This is a genomic window from Streptomyces sp. NPDC058295, assembly GCF_042880655.1.
Taxonomy (GTDB): domain Bacteria; phylum Actinomycetota; class Actinomycetes; order Streptomycetales; family Streptomycetaceae; genus Streptomyces; species Streptomyces coriariae.
Map to the genome: position 1 here is coordinate 25,033 of NZ_JBHVYO010000014.1, position 22,565 is coordinate 47,597.

The 22,565-nt window shown below is 72.7% G+C and carries 19 protein-coding genes; 11 read left to right on the forward strand and 8 right to left on the reverse strand.

Annotation, left to right across the window (positions count from 1 at the left end; translation table 11 throughout):
- Positions 1–11 precede the first annotated feature (11 nt).
- Together ACFVYS_RS17015 and ACFVYS_RS17020 are read right to left on the reverse strand one after the other, a co-directional pair.
- On the reverse strand, positions 12–527 hold the full coding sequence (locus ACFVYS_RS17015; RefSeq protein WP_389502765.1) for a DUF3515 domain-containing protein: 516 nt from the start codon (positions 525–527) through the stop codon (positions 12–14).
- 20 nt (positions 528–547) lie between these two features.
- Positions 548–781: an Lrp/AsnC family transcriptional regulator gene (locus tag ACFVYS_RS17020; protein ID WP_020128743.1), complete on the reverse strand. Its 234-nt coding sequence runs from the start codon at positions 779–781 to the stop codon at positions 548–550.
- 206 nt (positions 782–987) lie between these two features.
- Here ACFVYS_RS17020 and ACFVYS_RS17025 point away from each other — a divergent pair, with 206 nt between their 5' ends.
- Positions 988–1,959: a thiamine-phosphate kinase gene (locus ACFVYS_RS17025; RefSeq protein WP_389502766.1), complete on the forward strand. Its 972-nt coding sequence runs from the start codon at positions 988–990 to the stop codon at positions 1,957–1,959.
- Entirely contained in the window at positions 1,956–2,771 is an 816-nt protein-coding gene (gene thiD / locus ACFVYS_RS17030; RefSeq protein ID WP_389502767.1) for a bifunctional hydroxymethylpyrimidine kinase/phosphomethylpyrimidine kinase, read from the forward strand. Before ACFVYS_RS17025 ends, thiD begins: the two co-directional genes overlap by 4 nt.
- Here the strand turns inward: thiD and ACFVYS_RS17035 are convergent.
- From ACFVYS_RS17035 to rpmB, 3 genes are all read right to left on the reverse strand, one after another.
- Positions 2,746–3,951 carry an FAD-dependent monooxygenase gene (locus ACFVYS_RS17035; RefSeq protein WP_389502768.1) on the reverse strand — a complete coding sequence of 402 codons (1,206 nt, stop codon included), beginning with the start codon at positions 3,949–3,951 and terminating at the stop codon, positions 2,746–2,748. The genes thiD and ACFVYS_RS17035 overlap by 26 nt on opposite strands.
- A 57-nt stretch (positions 3,952–4,008) precedes the next feature.
- Entirely contained in the window at positions 4,009–7,098 is a 3,090-nt protein-coding gene (locus tag ACFVYS_RS17040) for a BTAD domain-containing putative transcriptional regulator (protein WP_389502770.1), read from the reverse strand.
- Between the two features lie 251 nt (positions 7,099–7,349).
- Positions 7,350–7,535 (reverse strand): 50S ribosomal protein L28, encoded by a 186-nt coding sequence (rpmB, locus tag ACFVYS_RS17045; protein WP_328678677.1) that lies wholly within the window; start codon positions 7,533–7,535, stop codon positions 7,350–7,352.
- A gap of 279 nt (positions 7,536–7,814) precedes the next feature.
- Between rpmB and ACFVYS_RS17050 the strand changes: the two genes are divergently transcribed.
- Entirely contained in the window at positions 7,815–9,575 is a 1,761-nt protein-coding gene (locus tag ACFVYS_RS17050) for a DAK2 domain-containing protein (protein ID WP_389502772.1), read from the forward strand.
- 94 nt (positions 9,576–9,669) lie between these two features.
- Here ACFVYS_RS17050 and ACFVYS_RS17055 read toward each other — a convergent pair whose 3' ends face one another.
- Both ACFVYS_RS17055 and ACFVYS_RS17060 read right to left on the reverse strand, forming a co-directional pair.
- Positions 9,670–12,666, reverse strand: coding sequence for a tetratricopeptide repeat protein (locus tag ACFVYS_RS17055; RefSeq protein ID WP_389502774.1), 2,997 nt, complete (start codon positions 12,664–12,666; stop codon positions 9,670–9,672).
- On the reverse strand, positions 12,666–14,522 hold the full coding sequence (locus ACFVYS_RS17060) for an HSP90 family protein (protein ID WP_389502776.1): 1,857 nt from the start codon (positions 14,520–14,522) through the stop codon (positions 12,666–12,668). Before ACFVYS_RS17060 ends, ACFVYS_RS17055 begins: the two co-directional genes overlap by 1 nt.
- Positions 14,523–14,689: 167 nt before the next feature.
- Between ACFVYS_RS17060 and recG the strand changes: the two genes are divergently transcribed.
- From recG to mutM, 8 genes are all read left to right on the forward strand, one after another.
- Positions 14,690–16,921: an ATP-dependent DNA helicase RecG gene (recG, locus tag ACFVYS_RS17065; RefSeq protein WP_389502778.1), complete on the forward strand. Its 2,232-nt coding sequence runs from the start codon at positions 14,690–14,692 to the stop codon at positions 16,919–16,921.
- 167 nt (positions 16,922–17,088) lie between these two features.
- Positions 17,089–17,676, forward strand: coding sequence for a 16S rRNA (guanine(966)-N(2))-methyltransferase RsmD (gene rsmD, locus ACFVYS_RS17070; protein ID WP_389502780.1), 588 nt, complete (start codon positions 17,089–17,091; stop codon positions 17,674–17,676).
- A 26-nt stretch (positions 17,677–17,702) separates the two neighbouring features.
- Positions 17,703–18,182, forward strand: a complete 480-nt coding sequence (coaD, locus tag ACFVYS_RS17075) for a pantetheine-phosphate adenylyltransferase (protein WP_314219165.1) — start codon at positions 17,703–17,705, stop codon at positions 18,180–18,182.
- Positions 18,183–18,292: 110 nt separating this feature from the next.
- Positions 18,293–19,402, forward strand: coding sequence for a cell division initiation protein (locus ACFVYS_RS17080; RefSeq protein WP_389502781.1), 1,110 nt, complete (start codon positions 18,293–18,295; stop codon positions 19,400–19,402).
- Between the two features lie 151 nt (positions 19,403–19,553).
- Entirely contained in the window at positions 19,554–20,207 is a 654-nt protein-coding gene (locus ACFVYS_RS17085) for a YceD family protein (RefSeq protein ID WP_389502984.1), read from the forward strand.
- A gap of 2 nt (positions 20,208–20,209) precedes the next feature.
- Positions 20,210–20,383 (forward strand): 50S ribosomal protein L32, encoded by a 174-nt coding sequence (gene rpmF / locus ACFVYS_RS17090; RefSeq protein WP_007493396.1) that lies wholly within the window; start codon positions 20,210–20,212, stop codon positions 20,381–20,383.
- A 19-nt stretch (positions 20,384–20,402) separates the two neighbouring features.
- The gene (rnc, locus tag ACFVYS_RS17095; RefSeq protein WP_057601518.1) at positions 20,403–21,218 is read left to right on the forward strand and encodes a ribonuclease III; all 816 of its coding nucleotides are present in this window, start codon (positions 20,403–20,405) and stop codon (positions 21,216–21,218) included.
- 93 nt (positions 21,219–21,311) lie between these two features.
- Positions 21,312–22,172, forward strand: a complete 861-nt coding sequence (gene mutM / locus ACFVYS_RS17100; protein ID WP_389502784.1) for a bifunctional DNA-formamidopyrimidine glycosylase/DNA-(apurinic or apyrimidinic site) lyase — start codon at positions 21,312–21,314, stop codon at positions 22,170–22,172.
- Here the strand turns inward: mutM and ACFVYS_RS17105 are convergent.
- Positions 22,145–22,546, reverse strand: coding sequence for a winged helix-turn-helix transcriptional regulator (locus ACFVYS_RS17105; RefSeq protein ID WP_389502785.1), 402 nt, complete (start codon positions 22,544–22,546; stop codon positions 22,145–22,147). The two genes, mutM and ACFVYS_RS17105, sit on opposite strands and share 28 nt — an antisense overlap.
- Positions 22,547–22,565 lie beyond the last annotated feature (19 nt).

Genomic DNA, 22,565 nt, shown 5'->3' on the forward strand with positions numbered 1-22,565 from the left:
GGTCGGATGATCTAGTCGGCGATCCCCACGGGGATCGCCTTCTTGATGGCCGGAGCCAGATCGACCAGAGCCCCGGAGCTGTCCGCGCTCTCGGGCACCGTCACCTCGACATACGCGCCCCGATTGGCCGTGGTGAAGCGGCTGCCCCCGCCGTCCCGCTTCTCCATCAGCCAGTCGACGCCGTTCACCCCGCCGGCCACCGCGTCCGGGTCGGTGCCCTCGGCGACCTTCGGGTCGATCATCTTCGGCGGCCGCGTGACACCGCAGCGCAGTATGATCGCCGGGCCTCCCCAGCCCGCGGTCAGCGCGGAGGCGGGCTCGGGATCGTGGCGGCTCTCACCGTCCACCTTCGACGGCAGTACCTTGTCCAGGTTCCGGCACAGCTTCGTCGCGTTCGCGCCGGGGCTGGGAACCACCGTCGACGCGCTGTCGTCTGCTGAGGAGCAGCCCGCGGTCGCGAACAGCAGGACGAGAGCGGGCAGCCCGAGGACAGTGCGGTGCCGGTGCCGGTGCCGGAAAAGGTTCACCGGCCAAGGTTAGACGGGGGCTACAGATGCACGACCGGGCAGGTCAGGGTGCGGGTGATCCCGTCCACCTGCTGGACCTTGGCGACCACCATGCGGCCGAGGTCGTCCACCGTGTCGGCCTGGGCCCGCACGATCACGTCATAAGGTCCCGTCACGTCCTCGGCCTGGACGACGCCAGGGATTTTGCCGATCTCCTCGGCGACGGTCGACGCTTTGCCGACCTCGGTCTGGATCAGGATGTACGCCTGTACCACGGAACCTCCAGGGCGGCCACGAGGATCATGTGGGGAAAAGGAACGCCACGGTATCGCGTCGCCGCTCGCCGCGGGGAGACCTGCGCGAACCACGGCTCGCGCGCCGGGGTGCGGGCAGGACAGAAGTTGACGGCTGACTCGACCGTATCGAGGACACTGGTTACGCGCGACCGGGCACGTACAGGTACAGAAGGGGTGAAAGGGCAATGAAGGGCACTGTTGGTGAGCTCGGGGAGTTCGGGCTCATCAGGGAGCTCACCTCCCGTCTCACCACCACCCCCGCGGTACGGGTCGGCCCCGGCGACGACGCCGCGGTGGTTGCCGCGCCCGACCGCCGGGTCGTGGCCAGCACCGACATCCTGTTGGAGGGCCGGCACTTCCGCCGCGACTGGTCCACGGCCTACGACGTGGGCCGTAAGGCCGCCGCGCAGAACCTCGCCGACATCGCCGCCATGGGCGCGGTGCCGACGGCCCTGCTGCTCGGCCTCGTCGTGCCCGCCGAACTGCCGGTCACCTGGCCGTCCGAGATGATGGACGGCCTGCGCGACGAGTGCCAGGTCGCCGGTGCCTCGGTGGTCGGCGGCGACGTCGTACGGGGCGACACGATCATGGTGTCGATCACCGCGCTCGGCGACCTGCGCAACCAGGAGCCGGTCACCCGGGGCGGCGCCCAGCCCGGCGACCTCGTCGCGGTGACCGGCTGGCTGGGCTGGTCCGCCGCCGGGTACGCGGTCCTCTCCCGCGGCTTCCGCTCGCCCCGCGCCTTCGTCGAGGCCCACCGCCGTCCCGAGCCGCCGTACCACGCGGGTCCGGCCGCGGCCTCGCTCGGCGCGACGGCGATGTGCGACGTCAGCGACGGGCTCATCGCCGACCTCGGGCACATCGCCGAGGCCAGCAAGGTCCGGATCGACATCCGCTCCGGCGCCATCGACATCCCCACCCAGATGCACGACATCGGGCAGGCCGTCGGCGTCGACCCGATCCAGTGGGTGCTGACCGGGGGAGAGGACCACGCGATCGTGGCGACCTTCCCCCCGGACGTGAAGCTGCCCGCCCGCTGGAAGGTGATCGGCGAGGTGCTCAACCCGTCCGCCCTGCCCCAGGTGACGGTCGACGGGGCGCCCTGGACCAGCAAGGGCGGCTGGGACCACTTCGGGGACGGGGACCTGGAGTCGTGAGCTCGTCGACGGCCCCGCCCCGGGTGCTGACCGTCGCCGGCTCCGACTCCGGCGGCGGGGCCGGGATCCAGGCCGACCTGAAGACGATGCTCGCGCTCGGCGTGCACGGCATGAGCGTGATCACGGCCGTCACCGCCCAGAACTCCCAGGGCGTGCAAGGGGCTTGGGAGCTTCCGGTGGAGGCGGTACGCGCCCAGTACCGCAGCGTCGTCGACGACATCGGCGTCCAGGCGGTGAAGACGGGCATGCTCGCCTCCGCCGAACTCGTCGAGACGGTCGCCGAGTTGCTCGCGGGCACCGGTGCTCCCGTCGTCGTCGACCCGGTCGGGGTCTCCAAGCACGGGGACCCGCTGCTGGCCGCCTCCGCGCTGGACTCCGTACGGACGAAACTGCTGCCGGTCGCCACCGTCGCCACCCCGAACCTCGACGAGGTGGCCCAACTGACCGGCGTGCGGGTCGAGTCGGAGGAGCAGCTGAGGGACGCGGCGGCCGCCGTGCTGGTGTACGGGCCGCGCTGGGCGCTCATCAAGGGCGGCCATCTCCCCGGTGCCGCCGTCGACCTGCTGACGGACGGCCGCGAGGAGCACTGGCTGCGGGCACCGAGGTACGACAACCGGCACACGCACGGCACGGGCTGCACCCTCGCGTCCGCGATCGCGGCACAGCTGGCGAAGGGGAGCTCCGTACCGCAGGCGGTGACGGCGGCCAAGCATTATGTCACCGGGGCGATCGCCGCCGGGTTCGCCCTCGGCGCCGGCATCGGCCCCGTGGACCACGGATGGGATCTCACCCGGGGTACGGCCGGAGCCTGATGTCGGTCGCGGCCTTCTCGGTGAGCCGCTTGAAGACACCGGCCAGCAGCGGCGAGCCGAGCAGCCGGTACATCCGGTCCCGGTTGCGGATGCGCCGCTCGGTCGGCGGGGCGAAGAAGGGGCCCGCGTTGCCGGAGATCTTCTGGCAGCCCTTGGCGAAGGACCGGATCCTGCTCTCGTACTCGGCGAACGCGGTCCGGTGGTCGCCGCCCGCGAGGGCCAGCTCACCGGCCAGGACGTGGGCGCCGACGACGGCCGCGCCCGTTCCCATGCCGCCCATGGTCGCGCCGTACCCGGCGTCCCCCAGCAGGGCCACCCGGCCCTCGGCGAGGCGGTCGACGTGGATCTGCGCGATCGCGTCGAAGTACAGCCGGTCGGCGTCCGCGAGCGCCCCGAGCACCTTCGGCGCCTCCCAGCCCATCCCCGCGAACCGCTCGGCGAGGATCCGCTTCTGCGCGGCGATGTCCCGCCGGTCGTAGGCGAGTTGCTCCGACCGGAAGACCAGCAGCGCGCCGGCGCGGTCGGGGTCGCCGTCGTAGTTGCCCAGCGCGATCGCGCGGCCCGGCTCGCTGTACAGCCGGCCGGTACGGTCCAGGCCCAGGTCGTTGGGGACCTCGAAGGCGGCCACGTAGTGATCGAAGAAGCGCAGGTAGCGGGACTCGTCGCCGAAGACCAGCCGGCGGGTGTTCGAGTGCAGGCCGTCGGCGCCGATCACGAGGTCGAAGCGGCGCGGGGCGTTCTCCTCGAAGGTCACGTCGACGCCCGCGGCGGTGTCCGTGAGGTCGGCGATCGAGTCGTCGAAGACGTACTCCACGTGGTCCCGGGTGCGTTCGTACATGATCTGCGCGAGGTCTCCGCGGAGGATCTCGACATCACCGCTCATCATCTCGGCCGGCAGGTCCACGCGCGGCGAGCCGTCCGCGGCGACGACGATCTGGCGGCCCATGCGGGTCTGACGGGCGTGGATCTCGTCCCAGATGCCCATGGAGGTGAGGATCTCGCGGTGGACGTGCCCCCGGAAGTCGACGGCGAAGCCGCCCGCGCGCAGGTCCGGGGCCCGCTCGACGACGGTGACGCGGGCCCCGTACCGGACGAGGTGGAGCGCGAGCGCCGGGCCGGCGACGCTCGCCCCGGAGATCAGGACGGACAGATGGCTGAGGCTGCTGTGGGTCTTCGTCATGTGCGGGAGCCTCCCGGCGGCCGCTGACCGTTCCCCTACCGCCCGCCTACCGGCCGCTTACCGCCCGCCTTCCGCCCTCCTGCCGTCCCGCTGCGGTTCGCCGACGGTCGCCGACCGCCGGCTGCGGCCCAGCGCGAAGGCCGTGTCGTACGCCTGCGGGGACAGCCTTCCGCGGACGTCGTGCACCGTGCGGACGACATCGGGGTCGCCCAGGAGGACCGTGCCCCGCAGGCCCGCGGCGGCGCCCAGGAGCTCGGCCGCGCGCTCGGGCCGCGGGGCGACGGAGGCCAGGGCGTCGGCCAGATCGGCCAGCGCCAGGACGTCGAACGACTCCAGCGCCGGTGCACGGGCCTGCTCGAACCACTCGCGGGCCGTCTCGTCCTGTCCCTCCGCGGCGGCGGTGCGCCCCAGCCCGACGAGGAGCCGTACCGTCTCGCTCGTGCTGAACCAGGTGGCGGTGCACAGTTCCAGACCGCTCTCGTAGTGCACGCGCGCGTGGGCGGTGTCACCGGACAGCCGGGCCACGTCACCGAGGCCCCGCCGGGCGCCTGCCACCTTGTCGGGCACGCCCGCCGTGCGGGCCAGGGCCGCGGAGCGGGTGAAGTGCGCGGCCGCCTCCTCGGCGTCACCCCGGTGCAGCAGCACGGCCGCGCGGGAGCGCAGCAGGTCCGCGATCTCCTCCGGGGCCTCCAGTTCCCGCACGTACGCCAGCCCCTCGTCGAGCAGCTCCAGTGCGCGCGCGTGGTCACCGCGGCCGTCGGCGAACAGGGCCAGCGGATCGAGGCAGTTCGCCATGCCCCAGCGATCGCCGGTGGCCCGGAAGCCCTCGAGGGAACGGGCGAAGGAGGCCTCCGCGGCGGTCGCGCGGCCGGCGTAGAGCTCCTGGTAGGCCAGGCCGAGGTCGAGCAGCGCGTGACCCCACGGCTCCTCACCGACCTGGACGCGGACGTGCTCGTCCGCGGTGAGCAGGGGGCCGCCGGTGAGCGACCACACGATCACGGTGAACGGCAGCCGCAGCGGCCGGTCGAGGGACCGCATGACGGCCACCGCGCGCGCGACGCGCGCCGCCTCGCCGGGGTCGTCGCCCCGCCCGGCGACGGTGTTCATCAGACAGAGCGCGTACTCCTCGGTCGGCTCGCCGGGCGGCTCGTCCCCCACGGCCGCCAGCAGCGCGCGGGCCTGCGGCAGCTGTTCGCCGTGCAGCCCGCGCAGCCGCCGGAACCAGGTGAGTGTCGCCATAAGCCGCAGGGCGGCGGCGGGATCGGTGGCGGTCAGAAGGCCCACGGCGGCGTCCAGGTTGTCGTGCTCGGCGTCCAGCCGGGCCAGCCAGGGGAGCTGGTCCCGGCCGCGCAGATACGGTTCCGCCCGCTCGGCCAGCCGCAGGAAGTACCGGGCGTGCGCGTCCCGCAGGGCCGGTTCACCGGCGCATTTCTCCGCGGCGAACACCCGGATCGTCTCCAGCATGCGGTAGCGGCCCTCGGTCGCCGCCTGGCTCTCGGTCATCTCCAGGAAGGACTTCTCCACCAGCGAGGCCAGCAGGTCCTCCGGGTACGGCAGTCCGCACACCGTCTCCACCGCGTCCAGCGTGGCACCCCCGGAGAACACCGTGAACCGGCGGGCCAGCTCCCGCTCCTCCTCGTCCAGCAGATCCCAGCTCCACTCCACGACGGCGCGCAGGGTGCGGTGCCGGGGCGCCTTGGAACGGTCGCCGCGGGACAACAGCCGGAACCGGTCGTCGAGCCGGTCGGCCAGCTCGTCCGGGGTCAGGGTGCGCAGCCGGGCCGCCGCCAGTTCGATCGCCAGCGGCAGCCCGTCGAGGGCCGCGCAGATGCCGGCCACGCGCGCGTGGCCGTCGAAACCGGGCCGCACGGCACGCGCGCGGTCCAGGAACAGCCGTACCGCGGGATCCGGCGGCAGCGGCGGCACCGGGACCAGCACCTCGCCGGTGATCCCGAGCGACTCCCGGCTGGTCGCCAGCACCCGCACCCCGGGGCAGGACGCGAGCAGCAGGGCCGTCAGCCGGGCCGCGTCCTCGACCAGGTGCTCGCAGTTGTCGAGCACCAGCAGCAGCTCGCGGTCCTCCAGCACCGCCGAAAGCCGGCCCGTGCCGTCCCCGGCGGGCGTACGGAACCCTTCACGCACCCCCAGTGCCGCGAGCACGGCGTACGGGATCCGCGCTCCGTCCGAGAGCGGCGCCAACTCGACGAAACACACGTCCTCACGAGCCGCCGAGGGAGAGGGGAGGAGGAGCGCCGCGCCACGCGCGCGTGCCGCCTCGATCGCCAGCCGGGTCTTTCCGGCGCCGCCCGGCCCGGTGAGGGTGACGAGCCGCGCCTCGGACAGCGCCCCGGCGATGCGGGCCAGTTCGCTCTCGCGGCCGACGAAGCGGGTGAGCTGTACGGGCAGGGAGGACCGCCCGGATCCGTCGCCCCGGAGAAGCTCCAGGTGGAGCGCGGCCAGCTCGGGCGAAGGGTCGGCGCCCAACTCCTCGGCGAGGACCCGCCGGGCCTCCTCGAACACGGTGAGCGCCTCGGCGGGCCGCCCGCCCGCGTGCAGGGCCCTCATCAGCTGTCCGTACAGCCGCTCGCCCAGCGGGTGCGCGCTCAGCAGGCCCCGCAGCTCGGGCACCAGGTCGGGCCCGGCGCCGAGCAGGAGATCGGCCTCGACCCGGTCCTGTACGGCGCCCAGTCGCAGTTCGTCGAGGCGGGCCCGCTCGGCGTGCGCGTCGGGGAGGTCCGGCAGGGCCGGGCCGCGCCACAGGGCGAGGGCCTCGCGCAGCAGGACGGCCGCCCGGGCGGGGTCCGCGGCGGCGAGAGCGGCCCGCCCCTGCCCCGTCAGCCGTTCGAAGCGGTGGAGGTCGACGGCGTCGGGCGGGACGGCCAGCCGGTAGCCGGCCGGAGTGGCCTCGATCACCGCGTGCGGGGCCAGGCGGCGGCGCAACCGGGAGACCTGGGACTGGAGCGCGTTGCCGGCCCCGGAGGGCGGCTCGGCGCCGTACAGCCCGTCGGTCAGGCGCTCCACGGAGACGCCACGGCCGGGCTCGAGCAGCAGCAGGCTGAGCAGGGCGCGGGGACGGGGACCGCCGGGGTCGACGGGCGTGCCGTCGCCGGTGCGGAGGTCGAGGGTGCCCAGGATGCCGAAGCGCATTCCCCGGAGTCTGGCAGGCGGCGGGGCCCGGACATCGCGATCCGAGGCACCGGGATCTGGGGCACCGGGATCTGGGGCACCGGGTCAGAGGCACCGCGGTCTGGAGCACCGCGATCTGGGGCGGCGCGATCTTGGGCACAGCAGAAAGCCGGCCCACCTGGGTGGACCGGCTCTATGCAGCGAACCAGCAGTGGCCGCGCGCGTTGGGGGTCCCCCCGACTCGAGCGGAGTCGAGAGTGGGGGGATATGCGTCAGCGCGAGACCTTGCCGGCCTTGATGCACGAGGTGCAAGCGTTCACGCGCTTCGGCGTCCCGCTCACCACGGTACGAACGCGCTGGATGTTGGGGTTCCAGCGACGGGACGTACGGCGGTGCGAGTGCGAGATGTTGTTGCCGAAGCTCGGCCCCTTGCCACAGACGTCGCAGTTGGCAGCCACGGGTCACTCCAAAGACTTCAGATGCACTTACGGATGATCCCGGCATGCCGAGATCAGGATCTAGGATCTGAGTGGCGCTGCCAGGGGGATGGCCCGATGCGGATCGGGCAACCGGAGCAGCATACAACGACTGCGCCAGTGCAACGAAACTACCATGGCTGCTCAGGGGCCTGCCCCCCGCCCCGGTCGGCCCCCGCCCGCTCCCGCCCGGCCCGCTTTCCGGCGCACACCGGCCCGGGGTCTACGCTGCGTCCAGTCCAGCAGCTCAAGGAGGCGCAGGTGGCGCAGGTGCCGCAGACATTCTTCGATGCTCTCGCGGTGCGCACCTGGTGCGGCCTGACACTCACGGCGCTGGGCCGCGCGCGCGAGGAGATCGACGCGATCAACGTCTATCCGGTCGCGGACGGGGACACCGGCACCAACCTGTACCTGACCGTCGAGTCCGCCGCGACCGCCGTCGAGGCGGTGTTCGCCGGCTACGAGGCCGGTTCCGGTGCCGGCTCGGTGCCCGCGGGGAAGCCCTCTCTCGCCGACGCCGCGCGCGCGATGGCGCACGGCGCGCTCATCGGGGCGCGCGGGAACTCGGGGACGATCCTCGCGCAGCTGCTGCGGGGAATGGCCCAGGTGCTCACCGCCGAGGGTGAGACCCCGCACACCGACGGGAACGGACTGGGCCTCGCCCTTCGGCACGCGGCCGACTCCGCCCGCCAGGCCGTCGCCCACCCCGTCGAGGGCACCGTGCTGTCGGTCGCCTCGGCCGCCGCCGACGCGGCGGAGGGAGCCGAGGGGGACTGCGGGACGGTCGCCAGGGCGGCCTACCGGGGGGCGTGCGTGGCGCTCGCCGCCACCCCGGGCCAGCTGGCCGTCCTGGAGCACGCGGGAGTCGTGGACGCGGGCGGCCGGGGGCTGGTCGCGGTCCTCGCGGCTCTGGTGGAGACGTTCACGGGGGAGGTGCCGGAAATCTCGGGCGCCGTGTCGGCAGCCGCTGCCGCAGCCGCGGCCCACGGGCGCGTGGAAGCCGCGCGGGCGGCGGACCGCGCCGAAGACGGGCGGGACGGCGAAGTCCGCGAAGCCGGCGAGGGCGAGGAAGCCGAGGGCGGTGAGGGTGGCGAGGGTGGTCCCGCCTTCGAGGTGACCTATCTGCTGGAGGCCGAGGACACGGCCGTGGCGCGGCTGCGGCAGCGGCTGGACGCCCTGGGCGACTCGCTGGTCGTGGTCGGCGGCGACGGCCTGTGGAACGTGCACGTGCACGTGGACGACGCGGGCGCCGCCGTGGAGGCGGGCGTCGAGGCGGGCCGGCCGTACCGGATCCGCATCACCCACTTCGGCGCCGACGACGCGCACACGCGCGGTGGTGAGCGTCCGCCGCGCGAGCGCGTCCAGCGGGCGGTCGTCGCCGTGGTGCCCGGCGAGGGCCTGGCCGGGCTGTACACCGAGGCGGGCGCGACCACCGTGCTCGCCCGCCCCGGGGAGCCGCCCGCCAGTGGAGAACTCGTCGAGGCCGTACGACGGGCACACGCGCGTGAGGTCGTGCTGCTGCCCAACGACGCCGATCTGCGGCACACCGCCGCCGCGGCCGCCGAGCAGGCCCGCACGGAGGGCATCCGGGTGGCGCTGATCCCCACCCGGTCCGCGGTCCAGGGGATAGCCGCGCTGGCCGTGCACGAGCCGGACCGCCGCTTCGACGAGGACGTGGTCTCCATGACCTCGGCGGCGGGCGCCACCCGCTACGCCGAGGTCACCGTCGCCGAGCGCCAGTCGTGGACCATGGCCGGCATCTGCCAGGCCGGTGACGTCCTCGGGCTGATCGACGGGGACGTGGCCGTCATCGGCTCCGATGTCACCGCCGCCGCCGAGACCGTCCTGAACCGCATGCTGGCGGCGGGCGGCGAACTCGTCACCCTCGTGCTCGGCGACGAGGCGCCCGAGGGTGTCGCCGAGCGCCTGGAGGCACGGGTGCGGGAGGCCTACCTCGCCGTGGACACGGTGGTGTACCGGGGCGGACGGCAGGGTGCGTTGGTGTTGATCGGGGTGGAGTAGAGGTGACGTGGGGGCCGCGTCAGAGCGGTGAAGCAGGGGTGCCGTAGGGATGCAGTAGGGGTGCAGTAGAGGGCGGGGCGGCCGATGGGATCGTTCAACGGTCCCTCTGTTCCTCCGCCGCCTGCAGCAACTGCTCCGCCTCGGCCCGCCGCGCCCGCACCGTCTCGTCCTCCCCGTCCTCGTCGCTGCCGCTGAAGGCGTCCGGGTCGGCATCGTCCTCGGCATCGGCGTAGGCCCGCAGCACCGCACGCGCGCGTGCCGCCGCCGCGGCGGGGCGTCCCAGGTCGGTCTCCAGCCAGCCCGCGGCCAGCTCCGCGCCGGTCCGGGCGTGCACGGTGCCCTCGCCCAGGGCGACGAACACCGCGACGGCCTCGGCCATCTGGGAGAGCGCCTCGTCCAGGGTCGCCCGGATCGAGTCGTCGTCGGCGTCCTCGGCGGCGGAACGGGCGAGCAGGTCACCGAACTGGCGGTGGGTGTGGCCGAGTTCGGAGACGAGCCGCAGCCGCGCCTCGTCGTCGTCCGCGGCGTCGAACGCGTCCGCGCACTCCTCCACGGCACTCGTCATCAGGTCGCGGGCCGCGTCCGTCCCGTCCTCGGTGCGCAGCGCCAGCCACGCGCGGGCACGCAGCGAGCGGACGAGCCCGTGGACGTTGCCGAGGCCGCGCCACAGCTCGCCCGCGCGCTCGTAGGCCCGGTCCGCCTCGGTGCGCAGACCGGCCTGGCCGAGCGACTCGGCGGCCAGATGGGCGAGGGTCGCGTGGTCGTGCTGCTCGGGCCAGTGCCGGGCGATCTCGGCGGCCTGGAGCCGGCGTTCTGCGGCGTCCCGGTGTTCGCCCAGCTCGCTCAGACAGTCACCCAGCCACCACTGCGTCTGGACGACCGCGCCGTCGCCGTGCGTCTCGGCGGTCAGCTCCGCCAGCGCGGACTCCAGCACCTCCGCGGCCTCGGCCCAGCGGCCCTGCCGCACCAGGAACCCGCCGAGCTGGTGCCGCGCCCACGCGCCGAGCGTGGGGCCCGCACCCGCCTCGTCCGCCCAGTGCGCCGCCTCCAGGGCGTGGTCCGCGGCCTCCTCGGCCTCCCCCCGGCCCCCGACGACCTCGGCGAGCTGGAGGTGCAGCTGGGCGCGCCCGACCGCCTCCAGGAACGGTCCGCCGTGCTCCAGGGCCGCCCGCAGGGCCCGCTCCGCCTCCCTCATGTCACCCAGCTGATGGGCGAGACCGGCCAGCCGCGCCTCGTACTCCACGGCGAACCACGGCAGACCCGTCGCGATGAACTCCGCCGCGGCCCGCGCGAACAGCTCCGCGCCCGCCTCCGGGTTCCCGGAGTGCGTCGCCAGCTCCGCCAGCATCGCGTGTCCCTCGGCGACCCGGGCGGCGAGCCGTACGTCGGTCCCCGCGCGCCCTTCGACGAGTGCCAGAAGCTCCCGCACCGCCGCCTCCGCCTCCGCGAGAACCGCCTCGTCGACGACCTCCCCCTCGGCCTCGTGGACGCGCCGCATCAGGATCCGCGCCCGGCCCATCAGCACACCCGCCGCCTGCGGCACCTCCGTGTCGCCCTCGGCGTACAGCGCGAGCACCCGGTCGTACGGCTCGGCGACCGCCGCCAGCGCCTCGTCGATCCCGCCGGCCAGCGCACGGACGTACGCCGCACGCGCGCGTGCCGCCAGGGCCTCGCCGGGGTCGCCGGCCCGTGCGTACAGCTCGGCGGCGTGCTCGAACGCTTCGGCGCCGTCCGGACCGAGACCTATCGCCTCGTGGTCGGCGATCTCCGCGCGGTCCCGCGCCTCCAGCTCGACGCCCTCCACCTCCTCGGCCAGCCGGGCCACCCGCGCCCACGCCTCGACGGCTTGCGGCCGGAGGGTGTCGGACAGCCGCCGGGCCTCGGCGAGCAGGACCGCAAGGTCCGGTTCGACGGCCTCCTGCACCGGAGCCGGAGCGGCCGCCCCGGGCGCCGCCGCGGCCACGGCGGAGGCGGGACGAGCCGCCCGCACGCCCAGCGGCAGCCGTTCCACCAGGGGCTGCCGGGCCATACGCGCGCGTGCCCGCTCGCTGACGTACGACGTGCCGTTGCGCTCGTCGAAGCGCGCGGCCAGCGCCAGGACCTCCGCGCGCGCGTGCTCCGCGAGTTCCAGCGCCGTCCACTCCCGCCCGGCCGGCCCGGGCACCCGCTGACCGGCGAGACCCAGCTCGCACAGACGGTCCATGAGCAGCACCACCACGCTCAGGAACTCCAGCCTGCTGTGCGGATGCCCCTCGTCCGTGAAGTACGCCGGCCGCTCCGCGAGCAGCTCCAGGCCCCGCGCCTCGTTGCCCGTCAGCGCGCAGAACTCGACGTGGTCGGCGTAGGCGCCCCGCATGCTCTCCATGGACCGCACCAGGCGGAAGCCACGCAGATGGTGCGCGCGGGCCTCCTCCGGGCGGCCGAGCCGCAGCAGCGGCACCAGGGACGACGCGAGCACCGTGTGCGGCTCGTGCGCACACGTGTACTCGCCCTCCAGGACCGGCGCCCACAGCGCGAGCGCCTCCGCGTCGCGGCCCCGCTCCGCCTGCCACCAGCCCTGTCCGTGCAGCTCGCACGCGTGACAGTCGGCCATGGTGTCCCGGTCCGCGGCCAGCCACGCGGAGAACGCCCGCTCCGCCCGCTCCACGTCGCCCACGTGCGCGGCCACGCTGAACTCGGCGCTGCGCACCGCGCGCGTGGAGTGCCCGGCGAGCCGGTAGCGGTGCTCCATCTCGCCGAGCCACTTCTCGACCGACGCCAGCGGCACGTGCGGCTGGTCGAGCATGCCGGCCGACATCCACTTGAAGACCCAGTGCAGCGAGTGCGTCTCGTACTCGTCGAACTCCTCGGGCCGCTCGTCCCACATGCGCAGCAGCCGCGCGAAGGGGACGAACATCTTGGCCTTCTCGGAGCTGTAGTTGTAGACCTTCAGCTGGTGCCCGAGCGCCTCGATCACGGCGAGCGGGATGTCGAGCCTCTCGGCCTCCACCAGCAGCTGCTCCGCGCGCGCGTTGCGGGCCGGGCCCTCCGGCTGCTCGCCGTTCTCCGCCATCGCCCGGCGGAGGGAGTCGAAGTCCGTGATCTCGCTCATCAGTGACCGCCCTGTTCCTCTGTCGGCTCCCCGGGTGCCGACTCCCCGTGCGTGGCCCATTCCAGGAGGCCTATGAACGCCCGGTTCAGCAGCGCCGAATCCGCGGGCCGCAGCGGGCGCTGCGCCATCAGCAGCGCCTGCCCGTACAGCGACTCCGTGGCGGTGCCGATCAGCTCGGGATCGTTCAACGAACTGATCCGCCGTATCAGCGGGTTGAGATGGTTGAGCACCAGCCGCGCACGCGGGGCGCTCCCGCGCAGCGAGCCCAGAATGCCCGCCCACAGGTCGTCGGCCTGCGCCTCGGCCTGCGCGCGTGCCTGCTCGTGCCGGGCCCCCCGGTCGTCGAGATGCAGCGCGGGCACCGACAGCGGGTGAAAGGCCCGCAGGACGACATCGCAGCCCAGCGGGTCGAGCTTCGCCCGCGCGGCCGCCAGGAAGCCCGCCAGCGCCGGCTCGTCGGCCGCGGCGACGGTGTCCAGGTGGGCGGTCACGGTGTCCGCGTCCAGCTCGGCGACGACCGTTCCCGGCCGCACCGACGGCAGCGCCTCGACCAGCTCGCTGTCGTACGTGTAACCGCCGTTGACCACCCCGACGCCCTGGGCGGACGCGATCGGCGCGACCTGCCGGTACTCCTCCACGGTCCGCGTGAAGTGCACCACCGGGTGCCGCTGCGCGAACTCCTCCAGCGACAGCCGCCCGTCGGTCGTCTCGAAGGGCAGCCACGGCAGCATCGTCCGCAGCATCTCCTCGTCGTGCCGCGCCAGGGACTTCACGCCCAGGTGGTGCACCTCCAGGAAGTCCGCGAGCCGCTTCGGGTCACCGGCGGCCAGACCCGTCAGCCACGACCGGATCCGTTCCCCCAGCGCCTCCCGAACCGCCGCCAGCGTCTCGTCCTCGTACAGCGACTCCCGCGAGGCCGTCGGCCGCAGACTGTCGGTGTCCAGGACGCAGCGCACGAAGAACGCCCAGTCGGGCAGCAGCTGTTCGCCCCGCTCGGTCAGCAGCATCCCCTTGAGGTGCACCCGGTGACCGGCACGCTGCGCCGGGCTGACCGCCGACGGCAGCACGTACGCCACCCCGCGGACCCCCGCCACCGGCAGGTCCAGCTCCACCGAGTCCAACGGCGTGAACCCGAACAGCTCGTGACAGTGCCGGGCCAGGGCCACCCGCCGGTTGGCGGGGGAGGGGTAGGACCGGTTCCAGGGCGCCGGCAGATCGGTGACCGCCTCGTCGCCGACCCGGACGTCGTAGGGCAGCAGGGATCCGAAGTCCCGGGCCAGCGCCAGCACCCGCGGCTCCGTGAGCCACTCGCCTGCACCGGCCCGCGCCACCAGATGCACGGTGGTGCCCGGCTCGGGGCGCTCCTCGTGGGGCAGCGTCCGCACGGTGTAGGAGCCGTCGTCGCGCGCCGTCCACTCCACCGGCGGCGCGTCCGGCGTGCGGGCGCTGCGGCTGACCACGCGGATCCGTTCGGCCACCACGAAACAGGCCAGCAGCCCGATGCCGAACTGCCCGAGGAAGTCCGAACGGACGTCCTGGAGCCCCTCGGCGCGCTTGGAGCTGCGCCCGATCGTCGCCAGCAGGCTGTGCACGTCGGCCTCGGTGAGCCCGACGCCGGAGTCCTCCACCCGCAGCCGGCCCTCGGCCGCGAACAGCCGCACCCGCGCCGGGGCATCGGGCTCCTCGGCCCGCCGGGCGGTGATCGCGTCCACGGCGTTCTGGAGCAGTTCCCGCAGGTAGACCTTGGGGCTGGAGTAGAGGTGATGGGACAGCAGGTCCACCAGACCACGCAGGTCGACCTGGAACGTGTGAGGCGGCTGGGGTGCCTGGGATGGCTGTGAGGTCTGGGAGTCCATCGCTGCAGCGCCGCGGGCTGGGGGAGGAGCACGGCGCGGGGTCGGGCGGTCCCGGTGGGGCGGTGACCGCGGATGATGGCCGGAGCGCGTCATCCTAGAGCCCGAACGAGCCGCCTGACCAGGGGTTTCGGGACACGTATACGGCAATGTCAGTGGCGTGGTGTGCAATGGATCTCGTGCCCGCGCTGAAAGAACCACTGCAACAACCACTGAAGTCAGTGCTCGGCCCCGCCACCGCGAAGGTGATGGCCGAGCACCTCGGCCTGCATACCGTCGGCGACCTCCTGCACCACTACCCCCGCAGATACGAGGAGCGCGGCCAGCTCACCCACCTCGCCGACCTCCCCATGGACGAGCACGTCACCGTGGTCGCCCAGGTCGCCGACGCCCGTCTGCACAGCTTCGCCTCGGCCAAGGCCCCCCGGGGCAAGGGCCAGCGCCTGGAGGTGACCATCACCGACGGCAGCGGCCGGCTCCAACTGGTCTTCTTCGGCAGCGGCGTCCACAAACCCCACAAGGATCTCCTGCCGGGCACGCGCGCGATGTTCTCGGGCAAGGTCTCGGTCTTCAACCGCCGCCTCCAGCTGGCCCATCCGGCCTACGAACTGCTGCGGGCCGACACCGACGAATCGGTCGAGACCTGGGCCGGCGCCCTCATCCCGCTCTACCCCGCCACCGCGAAACTGGAGTCCTGGAAGATCGGCAAGGCGATCCAGACCGTCCTGCCCAGCGCGCAGGAGGTACTCGACCCCCTTCCGGACTCGCTGCGCGACGGCCGCGGGCTGGTCTCCCTCCCCGAGGCCCTGCTGAAGATCCACCGCCCCCACACCAAGGCGGACATCGCCGACGCCCGCGCCCGGCTGAAGTGGGACGAGGCGTTCGTCCTGCAGGTAGCCCTCGCCCGCCGCCGCCACGCCGACGCCCAACTCCCGGCCGTCCCCCGCGAGCCCGCCGCCGACGGCCTGCTGACCTCCTTCGACGCCCGTCTCCCCTTCACCCTCACCGAAGGCCAGCAGAAGGTGTCGAAGGAGATCTTCGACGACCTGGCGACGGACCATCCGATGCATCGGCTGCTGCAGGGCGAGGTCGGTTCGGGCAAGACCCTGGTCGCCCTGCGCGCCATGCTCGCCGTGGTCGACGCCGGCGGACAGGCCGCCATGCTCGCCCCCACCGAGGTCCTCGCCCAGCAGCACCACCGCTCCGTCGTCGAGATGATGGGCGAGCTGGCCGAGGGCGGCATGCTGGGCGGCTCCGAGCGGGCCACCAAGGTCGTGGTGCTGACCGGTTCCATGGGCACGGCGGCCCGCCGGCAGGCGCTGCTCGACCTCGTCACCGGAGAGGCCGGCATCGTGATCGGCACGCACGCGCTGATCGAGGACAAGGTCCGCTTCCACGACCTCGGCCTTGTCGTCGTCGACGAACAGCACCGCTTCGGCGTCGAACAACGCGACGCTCTGCGTGGCAAGGGCAAGCAGCCCCCGCACCTGCTGGTCATGACGGCCACGCCCATCCCGCGCACCGTCGCCATGACCGTCTTCGGCGATCTGGAGACGTCCGTCCTCGACCAGCTCCCGGCCGGCCGCTCGCCCATCGCCAGCCATGTCGTCCCGGCCGCCGACAAGCCGCACTTCCTGGCCCGCGCCTGGGAGCGGGTCCGCGAGGAGGTCGGCAACGGCCATCAGGCGTACGTGGTCTGCCCGCGCATCGGCGACGACGTCGACGAACCGGGGAGCCCGAAGAAGGCCGGCGCCAAGAAGAAGTCCCCCGAGGACGAGGCCGAGAAGCGGCCGCCGCTCGCCGTCCTGGACATCGCCGGCCAACTCGCCAAGGGGCCCCTGCACGGCCTCCGGGTCGAGGTCCTGCACGGTCGCATGCCCGCCGACGACAAGGACGCCGTCATGCGCCGCTTCGCCGCGGGCGACACCGACGTCCTGGTCGCCACCACCGTCATCGAGGTCGGCGTCAACGTCCCGAACGCCACCGCGATGGTGATCATGGACGCCGACCGCTTCGGCGTCTCCCAGCTGCACCAGCTGCGCGGTCGCGTCGGCCGGGGCTCGGCGCCCGGACTGTGCCTCCTGGTCTCCGAGATGCCGGAGGCGAGCGCGGCCCGCCAGCGCCTCAACGCCGTCGCCGCCACCCTCGACGGCTTCGAGCTCTCCCGGATCGACCTCGAACAGCGCCGCGAGGGCGACGTCCTGGGCCAGGCCCAGTCCGGCGCCCGCTCCAGCCTGCGCGTACTCGCGGTCATCGAGGACGAGGGGGTCATCGCGGAGGCGCGCGAGGAGGCGGCCCGCCTGGTCGCCGCGGACCCGGAGCTGGAGACCCTGCCCGGCCTGCGCACGGCCCTGGACGCCCTCCTGGACGAAGAGCGGGAGCAGTACCTGGACAAGGGCTGAGGCCGGCCGCCCCCAACGCGGGGCGGCCTCAACGCGGGGCGGCCCCGAGGCCGCCCCGCGCCGGGGCCGCGACGGTCCACGGCCCGCGGCCGCTCCCGCCGGAGCGCACCCGCACACCCGCGCCTGCCAGACTGGACGGGTACCCGTCCCCGAACAAGGACCCCGAGATGACCCGCGTGATCGCCGGTGCAGCCGGTGGACGACGCCTGGCGGTCCCGCCAGGCACCGGCACCCGTCCCACCTCCGACCGCGCACGCGAGGGTCTCTTCTCCACCTGGCAGTCCCTGCTGGGCGGCCGCCCCCTCGGGGGCGAACGCGTCCTCGACCTGTACGCGGGCTCCGGCGCCGTGGGTCTGGAGGCCCTCTCCCGGGGCGCGGGCCACGCCCTCCTCGTCGAGGCCGACGCGCGGGCGGCGCGCACGGTCCGGGAGAACGTGAAGGCCCTCGGTCTGCCCGGCGCGGAGGTCAGGGCCGGCAAGGCCCGGCAGATCATCCAGACACCGCCGACCGACCCGTACGACCTCGTCTTTCTCGATCCCCCGTACGCCGTCTCGAACGACGATCTTCGCGAGATCCTGCTCACACTCCGCTCGGGGGGCTGGCTCGCGGCCGATGCCCTCGTCACCGTGGAGCGCAGCACCAGAGGCGGGGAGTTCCCCTGGCCGGACGGCTTCGAGGCACTTCGGGCCCGTCGCTACGGCGAGGGAACGTTTTGGTACGGTCGCGCCGCCTCTACGTGCGAAGACGCACGATGACCGGACTGGAGAGCGAGGGACCACAAGTGCGCCGTGCCGTCTGTCCCGGGTCGTTCGACCCGATCACCAACGGACACCTCGACATCATTTCCCGTGCCTCTCGTCTGTACGACGAGGTCTATGTCGCGGTCATGATCAACAAGGCCAAGAAGGGCCTGTTCGAGATCGACGAGCGGATCGACCTGATCCGCCAGGTCACCGCCGAGTACGGCAACGTCCGGGTCGAGGCCTTCCACGGCCTCCTCGTCGACTTCTGCAAGCAGCGCGAGATTCCGGCCATCGTCAAGGGTCTGCGGGCGGTCAGCGACTTCGACTACGAGCTGCAGATGGCCCAGATGAACAACGGCCTGTCGGGCGTCGAGACGCTGTTCGTGCCGACCAACCCCACGTACAGCTTCCTCTCCTCCTCCCTGGTCAAGGAGGTCGCCACCTGGGGCGGCGACGTCTCCCACCTGGTGCCGCCGCTGGTCCTGGAAGCACTGGGCGAACGGCTCAGGAAGGACTGACCCCGGGACCGGTCCGCTGACGGCTCGTCATCCGGTGTCCGGCGGACACCTCATGGCCGTACAGTCGTCCCGTCCGTCTCCAACACAGCGCAGAGAGTGGCGAGCAACCGGTGGACGTGCAGAAGAAGCTCGACGAGATCGTCACGGCGGTCTCCAGTGCCCGGTCGATGCCGATGTCGGCCTCGTGCGTGGTCAACCGCGCGGACCTGCTCGCCCTGCTGGAAGAGGTGCGCGCGGCCCTTCCCGACTCCCTCGCCCAGGCCGAGGAGTTGATCGGCGGCCGTGAGCAGATGGTCGAGCAGGCCCGCCAGGAGGCCGAGCGGATCATCACCACTGCGCACGCCGAACGCGGCTCCCTGATCTCCGACACCGAGATCGCCCGCCGCTCCCAGAACGAGGCGGACCGCATCCTCGCCGAGGCCCGCAAGGAGGCCGAGGAGGTCCGCGCCGAGGCCGACGACTACGTCGACTCCAAGCTCGCGAACTTCGAGGTCGTCCTCACCAAGACGCTCGGCTCCGTCGGCCGCGGCCGCGAGAAGCTGCTCGGCACCGGACCCGGCACCGACGAGCACGGCTACGAGGACGAGGACGCCCCCGAGCGCAGCCACGACCCCGAGACCCTGCGCCGCGACGCCGACGCCTACGTCGACACCAAACTGGGTGCCTTCGAGGCGGTCCTCGCCAAGACCCTGGACGCGGTCGGTCGCGGCCGCCAGAAGCTGCACGGCCGTATCGCCACGGACGACCTCGGCGCCCTCGCCGACGACGCCACGATGTTCCAGCACTCCTCCGACGCCGACTACCTCGCCGACCTGACCGCCCTCGCGGAGCAGGACGCCGCGGCGGCGCAGCCCGTCCAGCAGCCGTACGACCAGCCGGAACCGCAGCCGGCCTACGGCTACCAGCAGCAGACGGACCCCTACGGCGGCTATCAGCAGCAACAGCAGCAGGGCTACGGCCAGCAGGACGCCTACGGCTACCAGCAGCAGGCCGACCCGTACGCCCCCACGTTCGACTACGCGCAAGCGGGCGGGGCCCCCCTCCAGGGCTACGACACCCAGCAGGCCCCGTACGACCCGAACCAGGCCGTGCAGCAGGGCCAGCAGCAGGGCCAGCAGCAGGGCCAGCAGGGATACGCCCTCGACGAGACCAGCCTCTTCGACACCGGCATGATCAGTGCCGAGCAGCTGCGCGCCTACGAGCAGGAACGCGGCCTGTAGCACCGGTACGGCCCGGGAAAGGCCCCGGATTGGGCTGTGGGCGAATGCTCCAGTATCCTGGCTCTTCGGTCGCGTGTACGTCCGCGATCACAGCTGCCCGCAGCACCGTAGTAGGGCAGCGTCCCCCGAGCTCAGAAGATCGAAAGCAGGAATGGCCCTGAACGCCCGCCTCGACCACCGCAAGCCTCTCGTGTTCGACACGCACGAGCTGGGGCGGCGTCCTGGTGCGCTACAGCGCCTGACCCGCGAGTTCGACGCTCCCCGGGATCTCGGGATCCAGGGAGTGATCGGAGTGCCGGAAGGCTCCCCCGTGGAGCTCGACCTCCGACTCGAGTCGGTCATGGAAGGTGTGCTCGTCACAGGCACCGCCCGTGCACAGGCCGAGGGGGAGTGCGTAAGGTGTCTGGAGCCGCTGGAGCTGCAGCTCGAAGCGGACTTCCAGGAGATGTTCTCGTACCCTGACGCCGACGACCGGGGCCGCCCCAAAGCGGAGCCGGTCGACGACGCCGAGGAAGACGAGGACAGGCTCTTCATCGAGGACGGCTTGTTCGACCTCGAACCCGTGCTGCGTGATGCGGTGGTGCTCGCACTGCCGATGCAGCCGGTGTGCCAGGACGACTGTCTGGGCCTGTGCTCCGAGTGCGGAGCGCGGCTCACGGACGACCCGGACCACCACCACGACGCCACCGACATCCGTTGGGCGGCATTGCAGGGACTCGCCGGTTCACTCGAAGACGGCGAGAAGGACGAGATGAGTGGCGAAGCGCCTCGATCGGCGCCCGCCAACGAGAAGCAGGAGAAGTAGCCGTGGCTGTTCCGAAGCGGAAGATGTCGCGCAGCAACACGCGCCACCGCCGGTCGCAGTGGAAGGCTGCGGTCCCCACCCTGGTTGCGTGCGAGCGCTGCCACGAGCCCAAGCTGCAGCACATTGCGTGCCCGTCTTGCGGCACCTACAACAAGCGCCAGGTTCTCGAGGTCTGAGCGGCTGGTGAGAGGCTCCATGTCTGACGCCAAGGCGGACACGACCGCCAAGAAAAAGGCGGAGAACACGGCCTCGTCCCACACGCTTCTGGAAGGGCGGCTCGGCTACCAGCTCGAGTCCGCCCTTCTGGTGCGTGCGCTGACCCACCGTTCCTTCGCATACGAGAACGGCGGCCTGCCGACGAACGAGCGGCTGGAGTTCCTCGGGGACTCCGTGCTCGGCCTCGTCGTCACGGACACGCTGTATCGCACCCACCCCGACCTGCCCGAGGGCCAGCTGGCCAAGTTGCGGGCCGCGGTGGTCAACTCGCGTGCGCTGGCGGAGGTCGGTCGTGGCCTCGACCTGGGCTCCTTCATCCGGCTCGGCCGGGGTGAAGAGGGCACGGGCGGCCGGGACAAGGCATCCATCCTCGCCGACACCCTCGAAGCGGTGATCGGCGCGGTCTATCTCGATCAGGGCCTCGACGCGGCCTCCGAACTGGTGCACCGCCTGTTCGACCCGCTGATCGAGAAGTCCTCGAACCTCGGTGCCGGCCTGGACTGGAAGACCAGTCTCCAGGAGCTCACCGCGACCGAAGGCCTCGGTGTCCCCGAGTACCTGGTCACGGAGACCGGCCCCGACCACGAGAAGACCTTCACTGCTGCTGCCCGCGTCGGAGGCGTCTCGTACGGCACCGGCACCGGCCGCAGCAAGAAGGAGGCGGAGCAGCAGGCCGCCGAGTCCGCATGGCGGTCCATCCGGGCCGCGGCGGACGAGCGTGCCAAGGCGGCGAAGGCCGTCGAGGCCGTTCAGGCCGCCGACGGCAGCCCGGACCCGGAGTCCGCCTCCGCCTGATGAACAGCGACACCGCAGCACAGTAGAACAGCAGTACGAGATGAGCGCCCGCCCCCCCCCGCTGGGAGGCGGGCGCTCCGTACGGGGGATCCCATGCCCGAGTTGCCCGAGGTCGAAGTCGTCCGGCGCGGTCTGGAGCGGTGGGTCGCCCATCGCACGGTCGCCGAGGCCGAGGTGTTGCACCCGCGTGCCGTACGCCGTCATGTCGCCGGCTCCGAGGACTTCGCGCACCGGCTCAAGGGCCACCGCATCGGTACCCCCAGCCGCCGGGGCAAGTATCTGTGGCTGCCGCTGACGGACACGCACCAGGCCGTCCTCGCCCACCTCGGTATGAGCGGGCAGCTCCTGGTCCAGCCGCACGAGGCCCCCGACGAGAAGCATCTGCGCGTCCGGGTGCGCTTCGCGGACGCGGTGAACACCGAGCTGCGCTTCGTCGACCAGCGCACCTTCGGCGGCCTGTCGCTGCACGACACCACCCCCGACGGCCTTCCGGACGTCATCGCGCACATCGCCCGTGACCCCCTCGACCCACTGTTCGACGACGAGGCGTTCCACCAGGCCCTGCGGCGCAAGCGCACCACCATCAAGCGCGCCCTGCTCGACCAGTCGCTGATCAGCGGGGTCGGCAACATCTACGCGGACGAGGCGCTGTGGCGTGCGCGTCTGCACTACGACCGTCCGACGGCGAACTTCACCCGTCCCCGCACGCTCGAACTCCTGGGCCATGTCCGGGACGTGATGAACGCGGCCCTGGCCGTGGGCGGCACCAGTTTCGACAGCCTGTACGTCAACGTCAACGGCGAGTCGGGCTACTTCGACCGGTCGCTGGACGCGTACGGACGCGAGGGTCTGCCCTGCAAGCGGTGTGCGACGCCGATGGTCCGGCGCCCGTGGATGAACCGGTCCAGCTACTTCTGCCCGAAGTGTCAGAAGGTGCCGCGCGTCCCGTCGTAGCGCTCGCGGGCGGCCAGTACGTCGCCCATCCGCCCCTCCACGCAGTGGATGAGGGACAGCAGCCGCTCGGCCACCTCGCGTCCCAGCGGTGTCAGTTCGTAGTCCACGCGGGGCGGGTTGGTCGGCTGGGCCTCGCGGTGCACCAGGCCGTCACGCTCCAGCGCGTGCAGCGTCTGCGACAGCATCTTCTCGCTCACGCCGTCCACCCGGCGGCGCAGCTCGTTGAAGCGCAGGGAACCCTCGTACAGCGCCCCGAGCGTGAGTCCGCCCCAGCGGCCCGTGACGTGCTCGAGCGTGCCGCGCGAGGGGCAGGCCTTGGCGAACACATTGAACGGGAGGTCCTGGTCCTCCACGCGCTCCTGGGTGACGTCCATGCCTCAAGCGTACGCGAAG